The organism is Variovorax sp. VNK109, assembly GCF_049445855.1.
GTDB lineage: Bacteria > Pseudomonadota > Gammaproteobacteria > Burkholderiales > Burkholderiaceae_C > JAGOCV01.
In genome coordinates this window covers 190630-210052 of the sequence record NZ_JBMSDV010000005.1, presented here as the reverse complement: position 1 = coordinate 210052, position 19423 = coordinate 190630, and the positions used below count along the sequence as shown (strand labels likewise).

Genomic DNA, 19423 nt, shown 5'->3' with positions numbered 1-19423 from the left:
GTCTCCCTATGAGCAAGAAGCCCGTCCGCGTTGCCGTCACCGGCGCCGCAGGTCAAATTGGTTACGCCCTGCTGTTCCGCATCGCCTCTGGCGAAATGCTCGGCAAGGACCAGCCCGTCATCCTGCAACTGCTCGAAATCCCCGACGAGAAGGCCCAGAAGGCGCTCAAGGGCGTGATCATGGAACTCGAAGACTGCGCGTTCCCGCTGCTGGCTGGCGTCGTGCCCACCGGTGACCCGCTGGTCGCGTTCAAGGATGCCGACTACGCACTGCTGGTCGGCGCCCGTCCCCGCGGCCCCGGCATGGAGCGCGCCGACCTGCTGGCCGCCAACGCCCAGATCTTTACCGCGCAAGGCAAGGCGCTCGACCAGGTCGCCAGCCGTGACGTCAAGGTGCTCGTGGTCGGCAACCCCGCCAACACCAACGCCTACATCGCCATGAAAAGCGCGCCCAGCCTGCCGCGCGAGAATTTCACCGCCATGCTGCGCCTGGACCACAACCGCGCTGCGTCGCAGATCGCTGCCAAGACCGGTGGCAAGGTCGGCGACATCGAGAAGCTGACCGTGTGGGGCAACCACTCGCCCACCATGTACGCCGATTACCGTTTCGCCACTATCGGCGGCAAGTCGGTCAAGGACGCGATCAACGACCAGGTCTGGAACGCAGACACCTTCCTGCCCACCGTGGGCAAGCGCGGTGCGGCCATCATCGAAGCGCGTGGCCTGTCCTCCGCTGCATCGGCGGCCAACGCTGCCATCGACCACATGCGCGACTGGGCCTTGGGCTCGCAAGGCAAGTGGGTCACCATGGGTGTTCCGTCCAATGGCGAATACGGCATCCCGAAGGACGTGATGTTCGGCTTCCCGGTCACCACCGAAGGCGGCAAGTACAAGATCGTCGAAGGCCTCGAGATCGACGCGTTCAGCCAGGAACGCATCAACAAGACGCTCAAGGAACTGACCGACGAACAGGCGGGCGTCGCCCATCTGCTGTAAGCGGCCTCACTGCCGATGGCCGACTGGAATCCTGCGCTCTACCGACGTTACGAGGACGAGCGCACCCGCCCCGCGATCGAACTGCTCGCCCGCGTGCCTCTTGCACAGGCGCGCGAGGCCGTCGATCTGGGGTGCGGCCCCGGCAACTCCACCGAACTGATCGCAGCGCGATTCCCTGACGCGCATGTCACCGGCGTCGACAATTCCGAAGCCATGCTCGACAGCGCGCGCGTGCGACTGCCGGGCGTGCCGTTCGAGCTGGCCGACATTGCGACGTGGCAACCGCCTGTTGCGCCTGACCTCATCTACGCCAATGCGGCGTTGCAGTGGGTGCCCGATCATCCCGCCCTGTTCCCGCGCCTCTTCGCACAGCTCGCCCCCGGCGGCGTGCTGGCGGTGCAGATGCCCGACAACCTGGACGAGCCCTCGCACCGCCTGATGCGCGAAGTCGCGGCAGACGGTCCGTGGCGTGACGCCATCGGTGATGCATCGAAGCTGCGTGCCCCGCGTCGGCCCATCGGTGAGTACTACGACATGCTGGCCGGCTCGGCTGCGCTGGTCGATGTGTGGCACACCGTGTACCAGCACGTCATGGGCTCGGCCGAGGCCATCGTCGAATGGGTGCGGGCCACCGGATTGCGCCCGTTCATCGACCCGCTTTCCGGGTCGCAGCGCGAAGGTTTCCTGGCCGAGTACACACGCCGCATCGATGCTGCCTATCCGGCGCGTGCCGATGGCAAGCGCCTGCTCGGATTCCCGCGTCTCTTCCTCATTGCCCGGAGGCCCGCATGAGCGCGGCCCATCCGCGCGAGGTGCTGCTGGGCGCACAGGCCGGCGCTGCGGTGCTGCCGGTGTGCGATCACTACAGTGGCGTCGAGGCGCGCATGCGCAAGAGCCTCGCGCTCCAGGCCGAGATGGCCGAAGAATTCGGCGCCTGCGTGTTCGATGTGACGCTCGACTGTGAAGATGGCGCGCCCGCCGGTGCCGAAGCGGAGCATGCGCAGCTCGTGACCGAACTTGCGCTGGGCGTTGCACCCCACCTTCGTGTCGGCGCACGCGTGCACCCCGTGGACCATGAGTCTTTCGACGCCGACATCCAGATGATTGCCGGCCGCGCGGGCCAACGCCTCGCCTACATCATGGTGCCCAAGGTCGAGTCCGTCGCCGACATCGAACGCGCAGCGAAAGCGCTGGACGCCGCAGGCGCGGCGTCACTCCCGCTGCACGTGCTCATCGAATCGCCGCTTGCCGTGCACCACGCGTTCGACATCGCCGCGCATGCGCGGGTGCAATCGCTGAGTTTCGGCCTCATGGATTTCGTGTCCGCGCACGGCGGCGCCATTCCCGGCGACGGCATGGGCGTGGCGGGGCAATTCAGCCATCCGCTCGTCGTGCGCGCCAAGCTCGACATCGCGTCTGCCGCGCATGCGTACGGCAAGGTGCCTTCCCATTGCGTGGTAACGGAGTTCTCGGACCCGTCCGCCATCAGTGCCGCAGCCAGACGCGCGGCCCGCGAGTTCGGCTACACGCGCATGTGGAGCATCCATCCCGCGCAGATCCGTCCCATCCTCGCAGCCTTCGCGCCGACCGAGGACGAGGTCGAAACATCTGCGAACATCATTGCAGGGGCTGCTCGGGCAGACTGGGCGCCGACCAGTTTTGGCGGTCAACTGCACGACCGTGCAAGCTACCGTTATTACTGGCAGGTGCTGGAGCGCGCGCAGCGCACAGGGCGCGCGCTTCCCGGCGAAGTGCGGCACTGGTTCGAGCCGGTGGCCGCGTGACCTCTCACGGAAACATCTTCATGAAATATGCATTCGCAAGCCTGCCCGCGCTGACGCTGGCCCTGGCTCTCCCGCTGTCTCTCGCATTGCCACTGACCGCCCACGCGCAGACCGCAAAGCCGGAGGCCAAGACCGCGCCAGCCGCCAAGCCGAAACCCAAGCTTGCACGCTCCGCCGCCAAGGCGGTGGAAGAAGTCACGCCTATCGACGATCATCCCGATGTGACGCTGGAAGACGCCGAGCTCGAGATCGCCAAAAAGGTCTACATCGGGCACATTCCTTGCGAACTCGGTGCATCCGTGCAGATCACACCGTCCAGGCGGGAAGGCTTCTTCATCGTGCAGACCAGGAACAACCGGTTCAACATGCACCCGGTGGCCAGCCGTACCGGCGCCATACGGCTGGAGGATCCCAAGCGTGGGGCCCTGTGGCTGCAGCTGGGGAACAAGTCCATGCTCATGAGCCAGAAACTCGGCTTGCGCCTTGCGGATGAATGCACCAGCCCGGAGCAGGTGACCTTTGCCGACCAGATGAAAAAGAACCCCCCGCGCAGCCTGCTCGAGCCCGAGACGCCTGCCGGCCCGCCGTCGACCAGAAACTGATTTGCCGCCCCATTTGACTATCCGGAGGAACCACGATGTTGCAAGCCTATGTTGACCACGTTGCCGAGCGCGCTGCGCTGGGTATCCCGCCCCTGCCGCTGTCGGCCAGACAGACGGCCGAGCTGATCGAGCTGCTCAAGAACCCGTCGCAAGGCGAAGCCGAGTTCCTGCTCAACCTCATCACGCACCGCGTGCCCGCGGGCGTGGACGATGCGGCCAAGGTCAAGGCCAGCTACCTCGCCGCCGTGGCCCACGGCGCCGAAAAGTGCGCCATCATCGATCGCGCCAAGGCGACGGAACTGCTGGGCACCATGCTCGGCGGCTACAACATCGGCCCGCTGGTCGACCTGCTGGACGACAAGGAAGTCGGCACCGTCGCGGCCGACGGCCTCAAGAAGACGCTGCTGATGTTCGACCAGTTCCACGACGTCAAGGAAAAGGCCGACAAGGGCAATGCGAACGCCAAGGCCGTGATCGAAAGCTGGGCCAACGCCGAGTGGTTCACCAGCCGTCCCGAAGTGCCGGCCAGTATCACTTTCACCGTGTTCAAGGTGCCCGGTGAAACCAACACCGACGACCTGTCGCCCGCACCCGATGCGACCACGCGCCCCGACATCCCGATGCACGCGCTGGCCATGCTGAAGAACAAGCGCGAAGGCGCCGCGTTCGTGCCGGAAGAAGACGGCAAGCGCGGCCCCATCAAGTTCCTGCAGGACCTCGTCGCACGCGGCCTGCCGGTCGCCTACGTCGGCGACGTCGTGGGTACGGGCTCCTCGCGCAAGTCGGCCACCAACAGCGTGCTGTGGTGGACGGGTGAAGACATCCCCTACATCCCGAACAAGAAGTTCGGCGGCATCTGCCTGGGCACGAAGATCGCCCCGATCTTCTACAACACCATGGAAGACGCCGGCTCCCTGCCGATCGAACTGAACGTGGACCAGATGAACATGGGCGACACCATCGAGCTGCGTCCCTACGACGGCAAGGCACTCAAGGACGGCAAGGTCATCGCAGAGTTCGAGATCAAGAGCGACGTGCTGTTCGACGAAGTACGCGCCGGTGGCCGCATTCCGCTGATCATCGGCCGTGGCCTGACGGCCAAGGCGCGCGAGGCGCTGGGCCTGCCGGCTTCCACGCTGTTCCGCCTGCCCAAGGCACCGGTCGATTCCGGCAAGGGCTTCTCGCTGGCGCAGAAGATGGTCGGCCGCGCCTGCGGCCTGCCCGAAGGCCAGGGCGTCCGCCCGGGCACGTACTGCGAACCCAAGATGACCTCGGTCGGCTCGCAGGACACGACGGGTCCGATGACGCGTGACGAGCTGAAGGACCTCGCCTGCCTCGGCTTCTCTGCCGACCTGGTGATGCAGTCGTTCTGTCACACGGCCGCCTATCCGAAGAAGGTGGACGTGAAGATGCACCATGAACTGCCCGAGTTCATCAGCACGCGCGGCGGCATCTCGCTGCGCCCGGGCGACGGCGTGATCCACAGCTGGCTCAACCGCCTGCTGACGCCCGACACCGTGGGCACGGGCGGCGACTCGCACACGCGCTTTCCCATCGGCATCAGCTTCCCCGCAGGCTCCGGCCTCGTGGCGTTTGCGGCGGCCACAGGCGTCATGCCGCTGGACATGCCCGAATCGGTGCTGGTGCGCTTCAAGGGCAAGATGCAGCCCGGCGTCACGCTGCGCGACCTGGTCAATGCGATTCCGCTTTACGCCATCAGGCAGGGCTTGCTGACGGTCGAGAAGAAGGGCAAGAAGAACATCTTCTCCGGCCGCATCCTGGAAATCGAAGGCCTGCCGGACCTGAAGGTGGAGCAAGCTTTCGAACTGTCCGACGCATCGGCCGAGCGCTCGGCTGCGGGTTGCACGGTGCACCTGAACAAGGAACCGATCATCGAGTACATCAACAGCAACATCACGCTGATGAAGTGGATGATCGCCAACGGCTATTCCGACGCGCGCACGCTGCAGCGCCGCATCGCCGCGCAGGAAGCCTGGCTGAAGGACCCGCAACTGCTCAAGGGCGACGCGGACGCCGAATACGCCGCCGTCATCGAGATCGACCTGGCCGACGTGCACGAACCCATCGTGGCCTGCCCGAACGACCCGGACGACGTGAAGACGCTGTCCGAAGTGGCCGGCGCGAAGATCGACGAAGTGTTCATCGGCTCGTGCATGACGAACATCGGCCACTTCCGAGCAGCGTCCAAGCTGCTCGAAGGCAAGCGCGACATCCCGGTGAAGCTGTGGATTGCCCCGCCGACCAAGATGGACGCGCAGCAGCTGACCGAAGAGGGGCACTACGGCGTGTTCGGCAATGCCGGTGCGCGTACCGAAATGCCCGGCTGTTCGCTGTGCATGGGCAACCAGGCGCAGGTGCGTGAAGGCGCAACCGTCATGTCCACCAGCACCCGCAACTTCCCGAACCGCTTGGGCAAGAACACCAACGTGTACCTCGGCTCCGCCGAACTCGCGTCGATCTGCTCCAAGCTCGGCAAGATCCCGACGAAGGAAGAGTACATGGCCGACATCGGCGTGATCAACCAGAACGGCGACAAGATCTACCAGTACCTGAACTTCGACAAGATCGAGGAATTCAAGGAAGTGGCGGACACGGTCACCGCCTGATCCGGGTCACGTATGAAGAACGGCTCCCTCGGGAGCCGTTTTTTTTGAGACGTACCGGGGAACGCTATTGCATGACGGCTATTGCACGACACTGTTCGGGATTACCGTGGCGCGCCCGTCCGGCGTCGTGATGCCGTTGGTCACGGTGGCGGGGTTGGGTGTGATGACCGGTGCCACATTGGTTGACGGGGTCACCACCGTCGCGCGGCCGTCGCCGGTAACGAGCGTCGGGGCAGTCGCGGGTGCCACGCGCGCCGCGTCCAGTTCTGCGCCTGCCGAGCGGACGCAGGCGGCACGTTGGGGCGCAGGCAGATTGCCCGTGTTGCATTGCGCAATGCGCGCTTCATAGCGCATTTGCGCCTGGGTGGCCGCAGTCTCTGCTGCGGGTACCTGGGCGAATGCAGCGCCGCCGGAGAAAACGCCGGCGCACAGCAAAGCGCTGGCGAGCCACGAAGTGGTGTGGAACGATCGATGCATTTGGATCTCCCGGCGACCCCGTGGCCGCAATCAGCTTCAACTATCCGGGAGGGGCCACTTCCACGCTGTCGGACAGCGGCGACGCGTGCTGTCAGGCGTTGGCTGTGGTCGCGGGCTTCCACTTGGCGCTGCCTGGACGCCAAGGCTCCTCGACAAAGCGGTGCAGCAGCATGCCGGCTCCCAGGCTCGATGCCCAGACGGCCACCAGACCCAGGCTGCTGGCCATGGCATTGCCCGGCCACTGCCAGCTCACCACTGAGCCGATGGCCAGGAAAACGGGGTAATGGATCAGGAAGACCGAATACGAGATGCGTGACAGACCGCGGACAACGCGCTGCAACAGCTTTTCGCCGCGCAACGGCGGGGCCTGCGTGAAGGCGATGAGGGCCAGCGCCGTGACGCCGGCCATCGCGATGCGGCTGCGCCATTCGAACATCAGGGCAAGCAGCACGAGGCCTGCCAGCACGGCGGCGCCCATCTCGCGATACCGGCCGTTGCTCACCCAATGTGCCGCAACGCCCAGGCCATAGGCGCCGAAGAAGCACACCGCCATGAGCGCATACAGTTGCATGTCGATGGCGACATACCAGACACCTGCGGAGAGCGCGGGCGACTCCATGAGGTCCTGCAGGAGCAGGAGGTGCCAGCCCAGTTGCGCCAGCGTCGGGGCTTGCGGGGTGTCCGGGTCGGCCACCAGCCAGCGTGCGAGCCAGGCCGCAGCCACAGCCAGCAGCAGGGCGACGATGTAGGGGCGCATCAGGCGCACATAGCGCTTCCACAGCAAGGGCGGAAGACTGCTTGCGCCGATGGGACGCCACGTGGCACCCAGGCCCGGCATGAGCGACTTGGCGGCAAGGAATCCGCCCACCACGAGGAAGCATTGCACCGCAATGCGGCCGTACTCGGAAAGCCAGTCGAGCACCGACGGCGCATACGGCTCCACCGCATTCGACAGCAGGCCGTAGAAAGCCAGATGGTGCAGCACGATGACCTGCGACGCGACGGCCTTGATGGTGTCGACGACGGTGAGGGACGTGCCGGGTGTGTCTCGGATCGTTGCTGGAGTCATGGAGCGAGGCGTCGCAGCGCCTCGGCAGTTGCATTGTCCGCAGGGAAGAAGGATTCTACGGCGAGCTCCTGCAGCGTCACGTCCACCGGGGAGCCGAAAATCGTGGTGGTGCCGATGAAGCTCAGGAGGCCCGCGTCCGTACGGAACTGGAGCGGGACGGCGACGCTGCCGAGCAATCCGGGCAGATGTGTCGCTGCGGCGTCGTCGCACGGATAGCTGCGCAGCTCTTCGAGCAAGGACGCGAGGTCGGCATCCGCCGTTGCGGCGATCTGCTGGCGCAGCCGCTCGAACAGGTGTTCGCGCCACTGCGCGAGATTGACGATCCGCGATGCGATGCCCTGCGGATGCAGCGACAGCCGGAGCACATTGACCGGCGGTGTCAGCAACGAGGCATCCGCGCCGGCCATCAGCATCGGCACCATGCGGTTGTAGCTCACCAGATTCCAGTGGCGGTCCACGGCGAGCGCGGGATACGGCTCGTGGCCCTTGAGCACCAGATCCACCGCAGCCCGAGCGGCGGACAGGTCAGGGTCGTCCAGCGTCCGCTCGCGGTACATCGGAGCGAAGCCAGCGGCCACCAGCAACGCATTGCGCTGCCGCAGTGGCACATCCAGCCGCTCGGCCAGTCGCAGCACCATCTCGCGGCTGGGGGCGGACTTGCCGGTTTCCACGAAGCTCAGGTGGCGGGTGGAGATGTCGGCGTCCTGCGCCAGGTCCAGCTGGCTCAGGCGACGATGCTGCCGCCAGTAGCGCAGGTGTTCACCGAAGGGCGACCGGAGGCCGGGCAGGGCGTGTACGGAGGCGTGTGCGGAAGCGACAGGGCTGTTCATGAAGCCGGATCGTAGGTGAAAGCCGCAGGCAGTCGATGACCTGCCAGGTCATCGACCCGATTCAGTCTTCGCACGACGATGGCGCCATGTTCAACAAGGAGCCTGTCATGTCGATCTTCCACTCCCCCGTTTTCCGTTCGCCCTCGTTCCTGCGCCGCGTGCTGCAGGTCGATGCCGCATCGTGCTTTGCGAGCGGCGCGCTTCAGGTGGCTGCCGTTTCCCTGGTGTCGTCGTGGCTGCCGGGTTTGCCCGCGTCGCTGCTTCTGGGCACGGGCATCTTCCTTCTGGTCTATGCGGCGCTCGCACTGTGGACCAGCTTGCGCGCCGAGGTCCCGCGTGCGATGGTCGGGTTGTTCATTGTCGGCAACTTCATGTGGGCGGTGGGCTGCGTGTGGCTGCTGGCGGCCGGGCCTTTCGCGATGACGTCGCTGGGCTTTGCCTGGGTGGCGATGCAGGCGGTGGTGGTGGTTGTGCTGGCGGAGCTTCAGTGGATCGGCCTGCGTGCTGCTGTGCCTTCCTCCGTCCATGCGCAAGCCGCAGGCGGCACGTGGTAACAAAGCCCCAGTCACACCTCGGTCGCCGGACGCTGCCAGAATGAAGCCTGTCCCCGGTTCATTCAAGGAGTCCGTGATGCCAAGAAAAACACCCCACGCATTTGCCTCGACCCTCAAGAGCTACAAGACGGCTTCCGGCAAGACCGGCAAGTTCTATTCGCTCCCGGCGCTCGCGAAGCAGTTCCCCGGCGTTTCCCGTCTTCCCGTCTCCATCCGTATCGTCCTCGAATCCGTGCTGCGCAATTGCGACGGCAAGAAAGTGACGGCGGAGCACGTCGAGCAGCTTGCGAAGTGGAAGCCCAAGGCCGAGCGTGTGGACGAAATTCCCTTCGTCGTCGCCCGTGTGGTGCTGCAGGACTTCACCGGCGTGCCGCTGCTGGCCGACCTGGCCGCGATGCGCAGCGTCGCGCAGAAGCTGGGCAAGGACCCGAAGCGCATCGAGCCCCTGGTGCCGGTGGATCTGGTGGTCGATCACTCGGTGATGGTCGACTACTACGGCAAGAAGAATTCGCTCGACCTCAACATGAAGCTCGAGTTCCAGCGCAACAACGAGCGCTACCAGTTCATGAAGTGGGGCATGCAGGCCTTCGACACCTTCGGTGTCGTGCCCCCGGGCTTCGGCATCGTCCACCAGGTGAACCTGGAATACCTCGCGCGCGGCATCCATCAGGGCTCTGACGGCGTGGGCTACCCCGACACGCTGGTCGGCACCGACAGCCACACCACCATGATCAACGGCATTGGCGTCGTCGCATGGGGCGTGGGCGGCATCGAGGCCGAAGCCGCCATGCTCGGCCAGCCGGTTTACTTCCTCACGCCGGACGTGGTGGGTTTCGAGCTCACCGGCCGCCTGCGCGAAGGCGTGACGGCCACTGACCTCGTGCTCACCGTCACCGAGATCCTGCGTCAACACAAGGTGGTGGGCAAGTTCGTCGAGTTCTTCGGCGAAGGCACGCGCACACTTGCGCTGCCCGACCGCGCGACCATTGGCAACATGGCGCCCGAGTACGGCGCGACCATGGGCTTCTTCCCGGTAGACGAAAAAACCATCGACTACTTCAAGGGCACCGGCCGCACCAAAGCGGAAATCGAGGCCTTCGAAGCCTACTTCCGCGCGCAGGGCCTGTTCGGCGTGCCGCAGTCCGGCGAGATCGACTACTCGCAGGTGGTGAAGCTCGACCTCGGCGACGTGACGCCGAGCCTGGCCGGCCCCAAACGGCCGCAGGACCGCATCGAGCTCGGCAACGTGGCGAGCCAGTTCAAGTCGCTCTTCAGCAAGCCGGCCGCCGAGAATGGCTTCAACATGCCCGCCGAGACACTGATGCTGCGCCATGTCGCACGTCACGGTGGCGAGACGCCCGAAGCCAGGGTGCCGGCGAACCCGCCGACGCCCGCCGCAGCGCCGCGCTTCGTGATGGAAATGGAAGGCAACAAGCCGACGCTGGCCGCTGCGCACACCGAGACGGCGGTGGCGACGGCGTCGTCCACTGACGTGACCATCGGACATGGCGACGTGCTGATCGCCGCCATCACGAGCTGCACCAACACATCCAACCCGAGCGTGCTGCTGGCCGCCGGCCTGCTGGCGAAGAAGGCGGTCGAGGCGGGCCTGAAGGTCAAGCCGCACATCAAGACTTCGCTCGCGCCCGGCTCGCGCATCGTCACCGAATACCTCACGGAGACCGGCCTGTTGCCGTACCTGGAGAAGCTCGGATTCGCCTTGGCGGGTTATGGCTGTACCACCTGCATCGGCAATGCAGGCGATCTTGCGCCCGAGCTCAATGAGGCGATCACCAAGAGCGATCTCGTGTGCGCAGCCGTGCTGAGCGGCAATCGCAACTTCGAGGCCCGCATCCATCCCAACCTCAAGGCGAACTTCCTGGCGAGCCCGCCGCTCGTCGTGGCGTATGCGATTGCCGGCACCGTGCTGAAGGACCTGATGACCGAGCCCGTCGGCAAGGGCAAGGGCGGAAAGGACGTGTATCTGGGCGACATCTGGCCGACCAGCGAAGAGATTTACGCGCTGATGAAATTCGCGATGAACGGCAAGGCCTTCCGCGAGAACTACGGCAAGGTGAAGTCGGAACCCGGCAAGCTGTGGGAACGCATCCATGGCGTCTCGGGCACGGCGTACACGTGGCCCAAGAGCACCTACATCGCCGAGCCGCCGTTCTTCAAGGACTTCGCGATCGAGAACCACCAGAGCGCTTCAGTGTCGGTGAAGGGCGCGCGCGTGATGGCGCTGTTCGGCGACTCCATCACCACCGACCACATCTCGCCGGCCGGATCCATCAAGGAAAGTTCGCCCGCCGGCCAGTGGCTGCTGAAGAACGGCGTGCTCAAGGCCGATTTCAACAGCTATGGCGCGCGTCGCGGCAACCACGACGTGATGATGCGCGGCACGTTCGCCAACGTGCGCATCAAGAACCTGATGATCCCGGCGCGTGACGACGGGTCGCGCGAGGAGGGCGGCCTCACGCTGTTCCAGCCCACCGGCGAGAAGATGTTCATCTACGACGCGGCCATGCGCTACATGGCCGAGGGCACGCCGACGGTGATCTTCGCCGGCGAGGAGTACGGCACGGGTTCGAGCCGCGACTGGGCGGCCAAGGGCACGCAGCTGCTGGGCATCAAGGCGGTCGTGGCGCGCAGTTTCGAGCGCATCCACCGCAGCAACCTCGTGGGCATGGGCGTGCTGCCGCTGCAGTTCAAGGGCAGCGATTCGTGGCAGACGCTGGGGCTCAAGGGCGACGAAGTGATCGAAGTGCATCCCGATCCATCGCTGAAGCCGCAGAGCGATGCCGAGCTCGTCATCCGGCGCGGGGACGGCTCCATCCAGCGCGTGGTCGTGACGCTGCGCATCGACACGCCGATCGAGGTGGATTACTACCTGAACGGCGGCATCCTGCCGTTCGTGCTGAGACAGTTGCTGGCCTGACGAGGACGCTCCATTGACCATGGTCAGGTACGGGTGGGACTTTTCGAGAATAATTCGTATTCTCGACTTGGCCGCCCATGACAACAGATAACAGCACGCTGCCTTCAGCCTCCGCCGACACGGCAGCTCCTACCGGTCTCGACGACTGGCCACGCGGCCGGAACGCCGTCGTGGCTGCCGTACAGGAACCCACCGATGCGCAGGAACGCGACATCATCCTGCGTCTCGTCGAAATCGGCTTCCTGCCGGGCGAGCCCGTGCGCGTTGTGGCGCGCGGCTTCCCTTCCGGCGACCCGATTGCCGTGCGCGTCGGCGGAACGACCTTCGCGCTCAGGCGCCACGAAGCTGCGCTGGTCAGGGTGCGCGCCGAAGGAGCTTCTTCATGACGGCGGCAGCTCAGGCGGCGCCGCTGCGCGTGGCGCTGCTGGGCAATCCCAACTGCGGCAAGACGGCGCTGTTCAACCTGCTGACCGGCAGCCGTCAGAAGGTGGCCAACTATGCCGGCGTGACGGTGGAACGCAAGGAAGGCGCCCTGCGCACGCCGCAGGGCCGCCACGTGCGTGTGCTTGACCTGCCGGGCGCCTACAGCCTGCATGCCATGTCCGCCGACGAGGCGATCACGCGCGATGTCGTGCTGGGCAGGCGCAGCGATGAACCCGCGCCGCACTTGCTGGTCTGCGTGACCGATGCAACGAACCTGCGCCTGAACCTGCGACTGGTGCTCGAGGCGAAGCGCCTGGGGCGGCCGATGGTGATGGTGCTCAACATGAGCGACATGGCCGGGCGGCGCGGCATCCGCATCGACCGGGCGCGCCTGTCGCAGGAACTCGGCATGCCGGTGGTGGAGACCGTGGGCGTGCGCAGCGACGGTGCGTTGCCGTTGCTCGAAGCGCTCGATCGGCTGGACTGGAGCGCGCTTGCAGCGCGCGTTGACGAGAAGGCTGCCGATGTCCGGATCGACAGGGCGGAGATCGCCGACGTGCTCGCCACGCAGGCCGAGGTGCGCCGCATCCTGTCCGTCGTGATTGCGCCGGATGCGCGCAACCCGCTCGGCTTCACCGACCAGATCGATCGCATCGTGCTGCACCCCTTGTGGGGCCTCCCGTTGCTGGCAGGGGTGTTGTTCCTCATGTTCCAGGCCGTGTTCAGTTGGGCCGAATGGCCGATGGAGCTGATCAAGTCCGGCGTCGAAGGGTTGGGTGCATGGGTGCAGGCGCACATGGCCACTGGCGTGCTGCGCAGCCTGATCGTGGACGGCGTGATCGCGGGGGCGGGGAGCGTGCTCGTGTTCCTGCCGCAGATCCTCATCCTGTTCCTGTTCATCCTCGCGCTGGAAGACTCTGGCTATCTGCCGCGCGCGGCTTTCCTGCTGGACCGCGTGATGGGCAGCGTGGGCCTGTCGGGGCGTTCGTTCATCCCGCTGCTGTCGAGTTTCGCGTGCGCGATTCCCGGCGTGATGGCGACGCGCACCATCACGCACTGGCGGGACCGGCTGGTAACGATCATGATCGCGCCGCTGATGACGTGTTCCGCACGGCTGCCTGTCTATGCACTGCTGATCGGCGCATTCATCCCGGCACGTGAAGTGGCGGGCGGCTTCAACCTGCAAGGCCTGGTGCTGTTCGCCTTGTATGTCGGCGGCGTCGTGTCGGCGATGGTCGTGGCATGGGCCTTCAAGTGGTTGCGCGGAGACCGGCAACTGTCGCCGCTGCTGATGGAATTGCCGGCGTACCGCTGGCCGGGCATCCGCAACCTGGTGATGGGACTCCACGATCGCGCGCGCATCTTCCTGCGCAGGGTCGGCACCATCATCCTGTCACTGATGGTGGTGTTGTGGTTCCTCTCCAGCTTCCCGGGCGCACCCGAAGGCGCCTCGCATCCGCCGATCTACTACAGCGTTGCGGGCCTGCTGGGCCGCGGGCTCGAGGTCCTGTTCGCACCCATCGGCTTCAACTGGCAGATCTCCATTGCGCTGGTGCCGGGTCTCGCGGCACGCGAAGTCGCCGTGGGTGCGCTGGGCACCGTGTATGCGCTGTCGGGTGGTGAAGATGCGGCGGTGCAACTGGCACCGATCATTGCAGCGCAATGGTCGATGGCGACCGCGCTGTCGCTGCTGGTCTGGTATGTGTTCGCGCCGCAATGCATCTCGACGCTGGTTACCGTGCGGCGCGAGACGGGTTCGTGGCGGCTCGCGGGCGCGATGGCGGGCTATCTCTTTGCGCTGGCCTACGCCGCGAGCTTCATCACCTACCGCGTGGCGGCATGGCTGGGGGCCTGAGCATGCAGGAATGCATCGTCGCCATCATCGTGGTCGCCGCCGTGCTGCATCTGGCCTGGCGCTGGATGCCGGCGCGCTGGCGCCAGGCGTTGCGCCTCTCGTCAATCTCGTCGGGCAAGTGCTCGGCATCTGCTTGCGGGAGTTGCGACGCCTGTGGACCGTCTGCACCTGCGGATGCCTGCAGCAGCCAGCCAGGTGACCCGGGCGTGACGCGTGTTTCCATCGAGCGCATCGCGCGGCAACCGAGGCCTTGATCTGCCGCCAGCCCCGGCAATTCCGGGGTGCAAGAATAGCGGCATGCAAGAACAGCTCCTCGTGACAGGCGCCGGCATCGGCGGGCTCGCCGCTGCATGGGCGGCTGCCCGCCATTCATGGCAGGTGCGGGTGTACGAGCAGACGCCGGTGTTCGGCGAGATCGGCGCGGGCATCCAGCTCGGCCCCAACGTCACGCGCATCCTCTCCAGCTGGGGCATGGGCGATGCGCTCGCTGCGGTGGCCGCCCGGCCTGATCGCCTGATGGCGCGTGATGCGCTGACCGGTGCGGAGTTGGCGTCCATGCCCTTGGGCAACGAAATTTCTGCGCGCCATGGATCGCCTTATTTCACCGTGCATCGGGCGGACCTGCATGCGCTGCTGCTCGATGCGGTGCGTGGCATGGATGGCATCAGTCTCCATCCCGCCGGGCGCATCGTCGAGGTTCGCGAAACCGCGGATGCGACGGGTGGTGGAGGCAGCGGTGTCGTGCATGTGCGCACGGCGTCCGACCTCGAGGTGGAGGCCGACGCGCTGGTCGGCGCAGACGGCATCTGGAGCACCGTGCGCGCGCAGTTGCTGGGTGACGGACCCGCCGAACCTTCGGGGCACGTCGCTTACCGTGCCGTGCTGCCACAGTCCGCTCTGCCCGAACGGCTGCGCAGCCAGAGCGTGACGGCGTGGCTCGGTCCGCGCCTGCATGCGGTGACGTACCCGTTGCGTGGGGGCGAACTGCTGAACCTCGTGTTCTTTGTCGAAGGTCGTGCGGGACAGGACACCGATGCGCAGACATGGGACCACGCCGCCGTGGCGGCCGATCTGCAGGCGGCGATGGGGCATGTGTGCACGCCGCTGCGTGAGCTGGCGCAGGTCGAAGCGGAGTGGCGACTGTGGGTGATCAGCGACCGCGAGCCATTGTCATCGGCGAACCAGATGGCGCGGGGCCGCATCGCATTGCTCGGGGACGCTGCGCATCCGATGCGTCCTTACGTCGCGCAGGGCGCTGGCATGGCGATCGAGGATGCGCAGGTGCTGGGGCCATCACTCGCGCTGGCCGGGGAGATCGGTGTGCCTTCGGCGCTCTCCCGCTATGCGAACCTGCGCTGGCAGCGTGCGGCGAGGGTGCAGGCGCGTTCGCGTCGCAACGGGCGCATCTTCCATCTGGACGGGCCGATGCGGCACGCGCGGGATGTTTCGCTGCGGCTCTTCGGCGCGCGGCTGATGGACATTCCCTGGTTGTACGGCGCGCGCCTCTGAATGGCGCTGGTCGCCCGCATCAGAGGTTCGTGCGCAGCCGCCAGATTTCGGGGAACAGCACCACGTCCAGCATGCGGCGCAGATAGCTCACGCCGCCGGTGCCACCGGTGCCGCGCTTGAAGCCGATCACGCGCTCGACCGTGGTGACGTGGCGGAAACGCCAGAGGCGGAATGCGTCCTCGAGATCGGTGAGTTCTTCGCCAAGCTGGTAGAGGTCGAAGTACTTCTGCGGATCGCGGTACACCGTGAGCCACGCTTCCTCGACCGCATCGCTTTCCTGGTAGGGCTGCGTCCAGTCGCGTTCGATGTGACTTTGCGGAACCGGAATGCCGCGGCGGGCCAGCAGGCGCAGGGCTTCGTCGTAGAGGGAGGGGGCTTCGTACGCCGCCTGCACAGTTGCCAGCAGGTCGGGCCGGTGCTCGTGCGGCTTGAGCATGGCGGCGTTCTTGTTGCCCAGTGCGAATTCGATGCAGCGGTACTGGAAGCTCTGGAAGCCGCTGGAGCTTGCGAGGTAAGGGCGGATCGCGCTGTACTCGGGCGGCGTCATCGTCGCCAGCACGTCCCACGCATGCACCAGCTGCTCCATGATGCGCGACACGCGCGCAAGCATCTTGAACGCATTGCCCAGATCGTCCGCCGCGACGCGGCCGATGGCGGCGTGCAGCTCGTGCAGCATCAGCTTCATCCAGAGCTCGCTGGTCTGGTGCTGCACGATGAAGAGCAGTTCGTCGTGCTTGGGTGACAGCGGCTTCTGCGCGCTCAGCAGCGTGTCGAGCTGCAGGTAGTCGCCATAGCTCATGGACTTGCTGAAGTCCAGCTTGGCTTTCTCGTCGTGGACGATGCGTTCGGTTTCGCTCATGTCAGGTCACCGCGTTCTTCTGGTTGAACTCAGGTCTACGCCACTCGCCGCTGGCCATCACTTCGCGCAGGTGCTCGACCGCGTGCCATACGTCTTCGAAGCCCACGTACAAGGGCGTGAAACCGAAGCGCAGGATGTCCAGGTGCTTCTTGCCGTCGCCCGCGCGGAAGTCGCCGATGACGCCTCGCGCGATCAGCGCCTGCACGATGGCGTAGGCGCCTTCGGTGCGTGTGAGGCACACCTGCGAGCCGCGCTTCGCATGGTCGCGCGGCGTTGCGAGGCCGAAACCTGCATCCGCGCAGCGTTCTTCGACGAGGCGGATGTACAGATCGGTGAGGGCCAGCGACTTGCGGCGCAGTGCTGCCATCCCGCCCATCGGTTCGGTGGCTTCGAAAGGCTGCAGCCCGCAGTCGAGCGCCGCCATGGCAATGGCCGACTGGGTGCCGCACAGGTAACGGCCGATGCCCGATGCGGGCCGGTAGTCGGGTGTGAATTCGAACGGTGCCGCATGACCGAACCAGCCCGAGAGCGGTTGCCAGAAGCGGTCGGTGTGTTTCGGATTGACCCACACGAAGGCCGGTGCGCCCGGGCCGCCATTGAGGTATTTGTAGGTGCAGCCGATGGAGAAATCGGCCTTTGCGCCCGTGAGGTCGACAGGCACGGCGCCGACGCTGTGGCACAGGTCCCAGACAGTGAGCGCGCTGGCCGCATGTGCCTTCGCCGTCACGGCGGCCATGTCGTGCATCGCGCCGGTGCGGTAGTTCACATGCGTGAGCATGAGGATGGCAAGCCGGTCGTCGATGGCGGCATCGACTTCTTCCGGTTCCACCAGCACGAGCTCGAAGCCGCGTTCACGGCACAGCGATTCCGCGATGTACAGGTCGGTGGGGAAGTTGTTGCGTTCGCTCACCACGCGCTTGCGACCTGGCGCGTCGGCCGCGCTGATGTGCATGGCCGCGCTCAGCACCTTGTAGAGGTTGATGGAGGCAGTATCGGTCGCCACCACTTCACCCGCACCTGCGCCGATGAGTTTCGCGATGCGGTTGCCGAGTTGCTGCGGCGCGTGGACCCAGCCGGCGCTGTTCCATGCGCGGATCAGTTCCTGCCCCCATTCGGCGGTGACCGTCTGTGCGACGCGCGCGGCCGTGGCCTTGGGCAATGCGCCCAGCGAATTGCCGTCCAGGTAGATCACCCCCTTGGGCAGGTCGAACAGATCGCGCATCGCGCGCAGCGGGTCCTGGGCATCGAGCGCCCGGCAGTCTTCCAGCGTGGTCATGTGAGTTCGCGCAGCACGGCACGCACGGGGCTGGCGTCTGCGGTGGTGAGTTTGAGGGGCAGGGCGATGAGTTCGTAGTCGCCTTCGGGGATGTCGTCAAGCACCAGGTTTTCCAGCACGCGCATGTCGTTGCGGCGGATGACCTGGTGGCTGTCCAGCGTCTTGCTGTCGGCCGGGTCGATGCTCGCGGTGTCGATGCCGATCAGGCGCACGCCCAGCGCCGCAAGCTTCTCGATGGTTTCGGGCGCGTAGGCCGAGAGCGCGTTGTCCCAGCGGTCGGCGGGCATGCGTTCGTAAGTGCGCACCAGCACACGAGCGGGAAGGCCGTCCAGCGCATGCGCGATGTGTTCCCACTGCACGAGCGGCCCGACGCCGATGGCATGGATCACCCGGCACGGGCCGATGAAGGCGTCCAGGCTCACGTCGCCGATGGTCGCGCCTTCGGGGTCATAGTGCAGCGGTGCGTCGGCATGCGCGCCCACATGCGGCGACAGCGTGATGCTGCTCACGTTGACCGGGCAGCCGGGGCCGATGGTGGCGGCCCACACCTGCTGGTACGGCGTGTCGCCCGGAAAGACGGGCGCACCGCGGTGCACGGGCGGGGATATGTCCCAAAGGCGTCGGCTCATGGACGCAAAGTTAGCACCGGGAAAAACCGCGTGGTGTCGGTTATTCCCAACAATCAGCAAAAATGCTTGAGGTTTAAAGCATCTTGCCCAGCAGCAGGAACTCCATGAGCGCCTTCTGCGCGTGCAGGCGGTTCTCGGCTTCGTCCCACACCACGGATTGCGGGCCGTCGATCACGTCGGCCTCCACTTCCTCGCCGCGGTGCGCGGGCAGGCAGTGCATGAACAGCGCATCGGGCTTTGCCACGCGCATCATGTCCGTATCGACGCACCAGTCGGCGAAGGCGGCCCGGCGGGCATCGTTCTCGGCCTCGTAACCCATGCTGGTCCACACGTCAGTGGTCACGAGATCGGCGCCGCGGCAGGCGTCCATCGGATCCTTGAAGACCTTGTAACTGTCGTTGGAGCGCAGGCCGGCTACAGCCTGGTCCACCTCGTAGCCGGACGGCGTGCTCACGTGCACGGTGAAACCCAGCAGTTCGGCAGCCTGCAGCCAGGTGTTGGCCATGTTGTTGCCGTCACCCACCCACGCCACGGTCTTGCCCTTGATGCTGCCGCGATGCTCGATGAAGGTGAAGATGTCCGCGAGGATCTGGCAGGGGTGGAACTCGTTAGTGAGGCCGTTGATGACGGGCACGCGCGAATGCTGGGCGAATTTCTCGATCTTGTCCTGTCCGAAGGTGCGGATCATCACCAGATCGACCATGCGGCTGATCACCTTGGCGCTGTCCTCGATGGGTTCGGCGCGGCCCAGCTGGCTGTCGCCCGTGGTCAGGTGCACCACGCTGCCGCCCAGCTGGTACATGCCCGCCTCGAAGCTCACGCGCGTGCGCGTGGAGGCCTTCTCGAAAATCATGGCCAGCGTGCGGTCGGCCAGCGGCTGGTGCCGCTCGTAGGCCTTGAACTTCTTCTTGATCAACGCGGCGCGCTCGAACAGGTAGGTGTATTCGTCGGCGCTGAAGTCGCTGAATTGCAGGTAGTGGCGGATCGTCATGCGCG

The 19423-nt window shown here is 65.8% G+C and carries 18 protein-coding genes; 11 read left to right on the top strand and 7 right to left on the bottom strand.

The genetic code is table 11. The features are described 5' to 3' along the window. Positions 1-8: 8 nt before the first annotated feature. The 5 genes from ACO2Q9_RS17420 to ACO2Q9_RS17400 are packed head-to-tail and all read left to right on the top strand — an operon-like array spanning position 9 to position 6008. Positions 9-995, top strand: coding sequence for a malate dehydrogenase (locus tag ACO2Q9_RS17420; protein WP_423313079.1), 987 nt, complete (start codon positions 9-11; stop codon positions 993-995). 15 nt (positions 996-1010) lie between these two features. Further along, entirely contained in the window at positions 1011-1787 is a 777-nt protein-coding gene (tam, locus tag ACO2Q9_RS17415) for a trans-aconitate 2-methyltransferase (protein WP_423313077.1), read from the top strand. Continuing rightward, complete coding sequence (locus ACO2Q9_RS17410) at positions 1784-2779, top strand: HpcH/HpaI aldolase/citrate lyase family protein (RefSeq protein WP_423313075.1); 996 nt, start codon at positions 1784-1786, stop codon at positions 2777-2779. Before tam ends, ACO2Q9_RS17410 begins: the two co-directional genes overlap by 4 nt. Positions 2780-2799: 20 nt before the next feature. After that, positions 2800-3381 carry a hypothetical protein gene (locus ACO2Q9_RS17405; RefSeq protein WP_423313074.1) on the top strand — a complete coding sequence of 194 codons (582 nt, stop codon included), beginning with the start codon at positions 2800-2802 and terminating at the stop codon, positions 3379-3381. Positions 3382-3416: 35 nt separating this feature from the next. Continuing rightward, positions 3417-6008: a bifunctional aconitate hydratase 2/2-methylisocitrate dehydratase gene (locus ACO2Q9_RS17400; RefSeq protein WP_423313072.1), complete on the top strand. Its 2592-nt coding sequence runs from the start codon at positions 3417-3419 to the stop codon at positions 6006-6008. A gap of 78 nt (positions 6009-6086) precedes the next feature. On the opposite strand, the gene ACO2Q9_RS17395 is transcribed toward ACO2Q9_RS17400, so the two are convergent. The 3 genes from ACO2Q9_RS17395 to ACO2Q9_RS17385 all read right to left on the bottom strand — a co-directional run bounded on the left by ACO2Q9_RS17395 (position 6087) and on the right by ACO2Q9_RS17385 (position 8384). Beyond that, on the bottom strand, positions 6087-6485 hold the full coding sequence (locus ACO2Q9_RS17395; RefSeq protein WP_423313071.1) for a hypothetical protein: 399 nt from the start codon (positions 6483-6485) through the stop codon (positions 6087-6089). Between the two features lie 91 nt (positions 6486-6576). After that, positions 6577-7554, bottom strand: a complete 978-nt coding sequence (locus tag ACO2Q9_RS17390; protein WP_423313069.1) for an acyltransferase family protein — start codon at positions 7552-7554, stop codon at positions 6577-6579. Then, complete coding sequence (locus tag ACO2Q9_RS17385) at positions 7551-8384, bottom strand: helix-turn-helix domain-containing protein (protein ID WP_423313068.1); 834 nt, start codon at positions 8382-8384, stop codon at positions 7551-7553. Before ACO2Q9_RS17385 ends, ACO2Q9_RS17390 begins: the two co-directional genes overlap by 4 nt. A gap of 107 nt (positions 8385-8491) precedes the next feature. On the opposite strand from ACO2Q9_RS17385, the gene ACO2Q9_RS17380 reads away from it, so the two are divergent. From ACO2Q9_RS17380 to ACO2Q9_RS17355, 6 genes are all read left to right on the top strand, one after another. Further along, positions 8492-8938: a hypothetical protein gene (locus ACO2Q9_RS17380; RefSeq protein ID WP_423313066.1), complete on the top strand. Its 447-nt coding sequence runs from the start codon at positions 8492-8494 to the stop codon at positions 8936-8938. 76 nt (positions 8939-9014) lie between these two features. Beyond that, complete coding sequence (locus tag ACO2Q9_RS17375) at positions 9015-11876, top strand: aconitate hydratase (protein WP_423313064.1); 2862 nt, start codon at positions 9015-9017, stop codon at positions 11874-11876. 77 nt (positions 11877-11953) lie between these two features. Further along, positions 11954-12262 carry a FeoA family protein gene (locus tag ACO2Q9_RS17370; protein WP_423313062.1) on the top strand — a complete coding sequence of 103 codons (309 nt, stop codon included), beginning with the start codon at positions 11954-11956 and terminating at the stop codon, positions 12260-12262. Further along, positions 12259-14154 (top strand): ferrous iron transporter B, encoded by a 1896-nt coding sequence (gene feoB / locus ACO2Q9_RS17365; RefSeq protein WP_423313060.1) that lies wholly within the window; start codon positions 12259-12261, stop codon positions 14152-14154. The genes ACO2Q9_RS17370 and feoB overlap by 4 nt, the downstream gene beginning before the upstream one ends. Next, complete coding sequence (locus ACO2Q9_RS17360) at positions 14139-14408, top strand: hypothetical protein (RefSeq protein WP_423313058.1); 270 nt, start codon at positions 14139-14141, stop codon at positions 14406-14408. The genes feoB and ACO2Q9_RS17360 overlap by 16 nt, the downstream gene beginning before the upstream one ends. 43 nt (positions 14409-14451) lie before the next feature. Continuing rightward, positions 14452-15663, top strand: a complete 1212-nt coding sequence (locus tag ACO2Q9_RS17355; RefSeq protein WP_423313056.1) for an FAD-dependent monooxygenase — start codon at positions 14452-14454, stop codon at positions 15661-15663. A 19-nt stretch (positions 15664-15682) separates the two neighbouring features. Here the strand turns inward: ACO2Q9_RS17355 and kynA are convergent, their stop codons facing one another. The 4 genes from kynA to argF form a co-directional block, all read right to left on the bottom strand. Then, on the bottom strand, positions 15683-16522 hold the full coding sequence (gene kynA / locus ACO2Q9_RS17350; RefSeq protein ID WP_423313054.1) for a tryptophan 2,3-dioxygenase: 840 nt from the start codon (positions 16520-16522) through the stop codon (positions 15683-15685). A gap of 1 nt (position 16523) precedes the next feature. Continuing rightward, a complete protein-coding gene (gene kynU / locus ACO2Q9_RS17345; RefSeq protein ID WP_423313052.1) occupies positions 16524-17798 on the bottom strand; it encodes a kynureninase in 1275 nt (424 codons plus the stop codon). Further along, complete coding sequence (kynB, locus tag ACO2Q9_RS17340) at positions 17795-18427, bottom strand: arylformamidase (protein ID WP_423313051.1); 633 nt, start codon at positions 18425-18427, stop codon at positions 17795-17797. The genes kynU and kynB overlap by 4 nt, the downstream gene beginning before the upstream one ends. Before the next feature lie 73 nt (positions 18428-18500). Then, entirely contained in the window at positions 18501-19418 is a 918-nt protein-coding gene (gene argF, locus ACO2Q9_RS17335; protein ID WP_423313049.1) for an ornithine carbamoyltransferase, read from the bottom strand. Between the last annotated feature and the right edge of the window lie 5 nt (positions 19419-19423).

What these genes read in the sequence shown, in the direction of transcription:
- ACO2Q9_RS17420 (WP_423313079.1), top strand. Translation starts at nt 9, where the DNA reads ATGAGCAAGAAGCCCGTCCGCGTTGCCGTCACCGGCGCCGCAGGTCAA.
- tam (WP_423313077.1), top strand. Translation starts at nt 1,011, where the DNA reads ATGGCCGACTGGAATCCTGCGCTCTACCGACGTTACGAGGACGAGCGC.
- ACO2Q9_RS17410 (WP_423313075.1), top strand. Translation starts at nt 1,784, where the DNA reads ATGAGCGCGGCCCATCCGCGCGAGGTGCTGCTGGGCGCACAGGCCGGC.
- ACO2Q9_RS17405 (WP_423313074.1), top strand. Translation starts at nt 2,800, where the DNA reads ATGAAATATGCATTCGCAAGCCTGCCCGCGCTGACGCTGGCCCTGGCT.
- ACO2Q9_RS17400 (WP_423313072.1), top strand. Translation starts at nt 3,417, where the DNA reads ATGTTGCAAGCCTATGTTGACCACGTTGCCGAGCGCGCTGCGCTGGGT.
- ACO2Q9_RS17395 (WP_423313071.1), bottom strand. Translation starts at nt 6,485, where the DNA reads ATGCATCGATCGTTCCACACCACTTCGTGGCTCGCCAGCGCTTTGCTG.
- ACO2Q9_RS17390 (WP_423313069.1), bottom strand. Translation starts at nt 7,554, where the DNA reads ATGACTCCAGCAACGATCCGAGACACACCCGGCACGTCCCTCACCGTC.
- ACO2Q9_RS17385 (WP_423313068.1), bottom strand. Translation starts at nt 8,384, where the DNA reads ATGAACAGCCCTGTCGCTTCCGCACACGCCTCCGTACACGCCCTGCCC.
- ACO2Q9_RS17380 (WP_423313066.1), top strand. Translation starts at nt 8,492, where the DNA reads ATGTCGATCTTCCACTCCCCCGTTTTCCGTTCGCCCTCGTTCCTGCGC.
- ACO2Q9_RS17375 (WP_423313064.1), top strand. Translation starts at nt 9,015, where the DNA reads ATGCCAAGAAAAACACCCCACGCATTTGCCTCGACCCTCAAGAGCTAC.
- ACO2Q9_RS17370 (WP_423313062.1), top strand. Translation starts at nt 11,954, where the DNA reads ATGACAACAGATAACAGCACGCTGCCTTCAGCCTCCGCCGACACGGCA.
- feoB (WP_423313060.1), top strand. Translation starts at nt 12,259, where the DNA reads ATGACGGCGGCAGCTCAGGCGGCGCCGCTGCGCGTGGCGCTGCTGGGC.
- ACO2Q9_RS17360 (WP_423313058.1), top strand. Translation starts at nt 14,139, where the DNA reads ATGGCTGGGGGCCTGAGCATGCAGGAATGCATCGTCGCCATCATCGTG.
- ACO2Q9_RS17355 (WP_423313056.1), top strand. Translation starts at nt 14,452, where the DNA reads ATGCAAGAACAGCTCCTCGTGACAGGCGCCGGCATCGGCGGGCTCGCC.
- kynA (WP_423313054.1), bottom strand. Translation starts at nt 16,522, where the DNA reads ATGAGCGAAACCGAACGCATCGTCCACGACGAGAAAGCCAAGCTGGAC.
- kynU (WP_423313052.1), bottom strand. Translation starts at nt 17,798, where the DNA reads ATGACCACGCTGGAAGACTGCCGGGCGCTCGATGCCCAGGACCCGCTG.
- kynB (WP_423313051.1), bottom strand. Translation starts at nt 18,427, where the DNA reads ATGAGCCGACGCCTTTGGGACATATCCCCGCCCGTGCACCGCGGTGCG.
- argF (WP_423313049.1), bottom strand. Translation starts at nt 19,418, where the DNA reads ATGACGATCCGCCACTACCTGCAATTCAGCGACTTCAGCGCCGACGAA.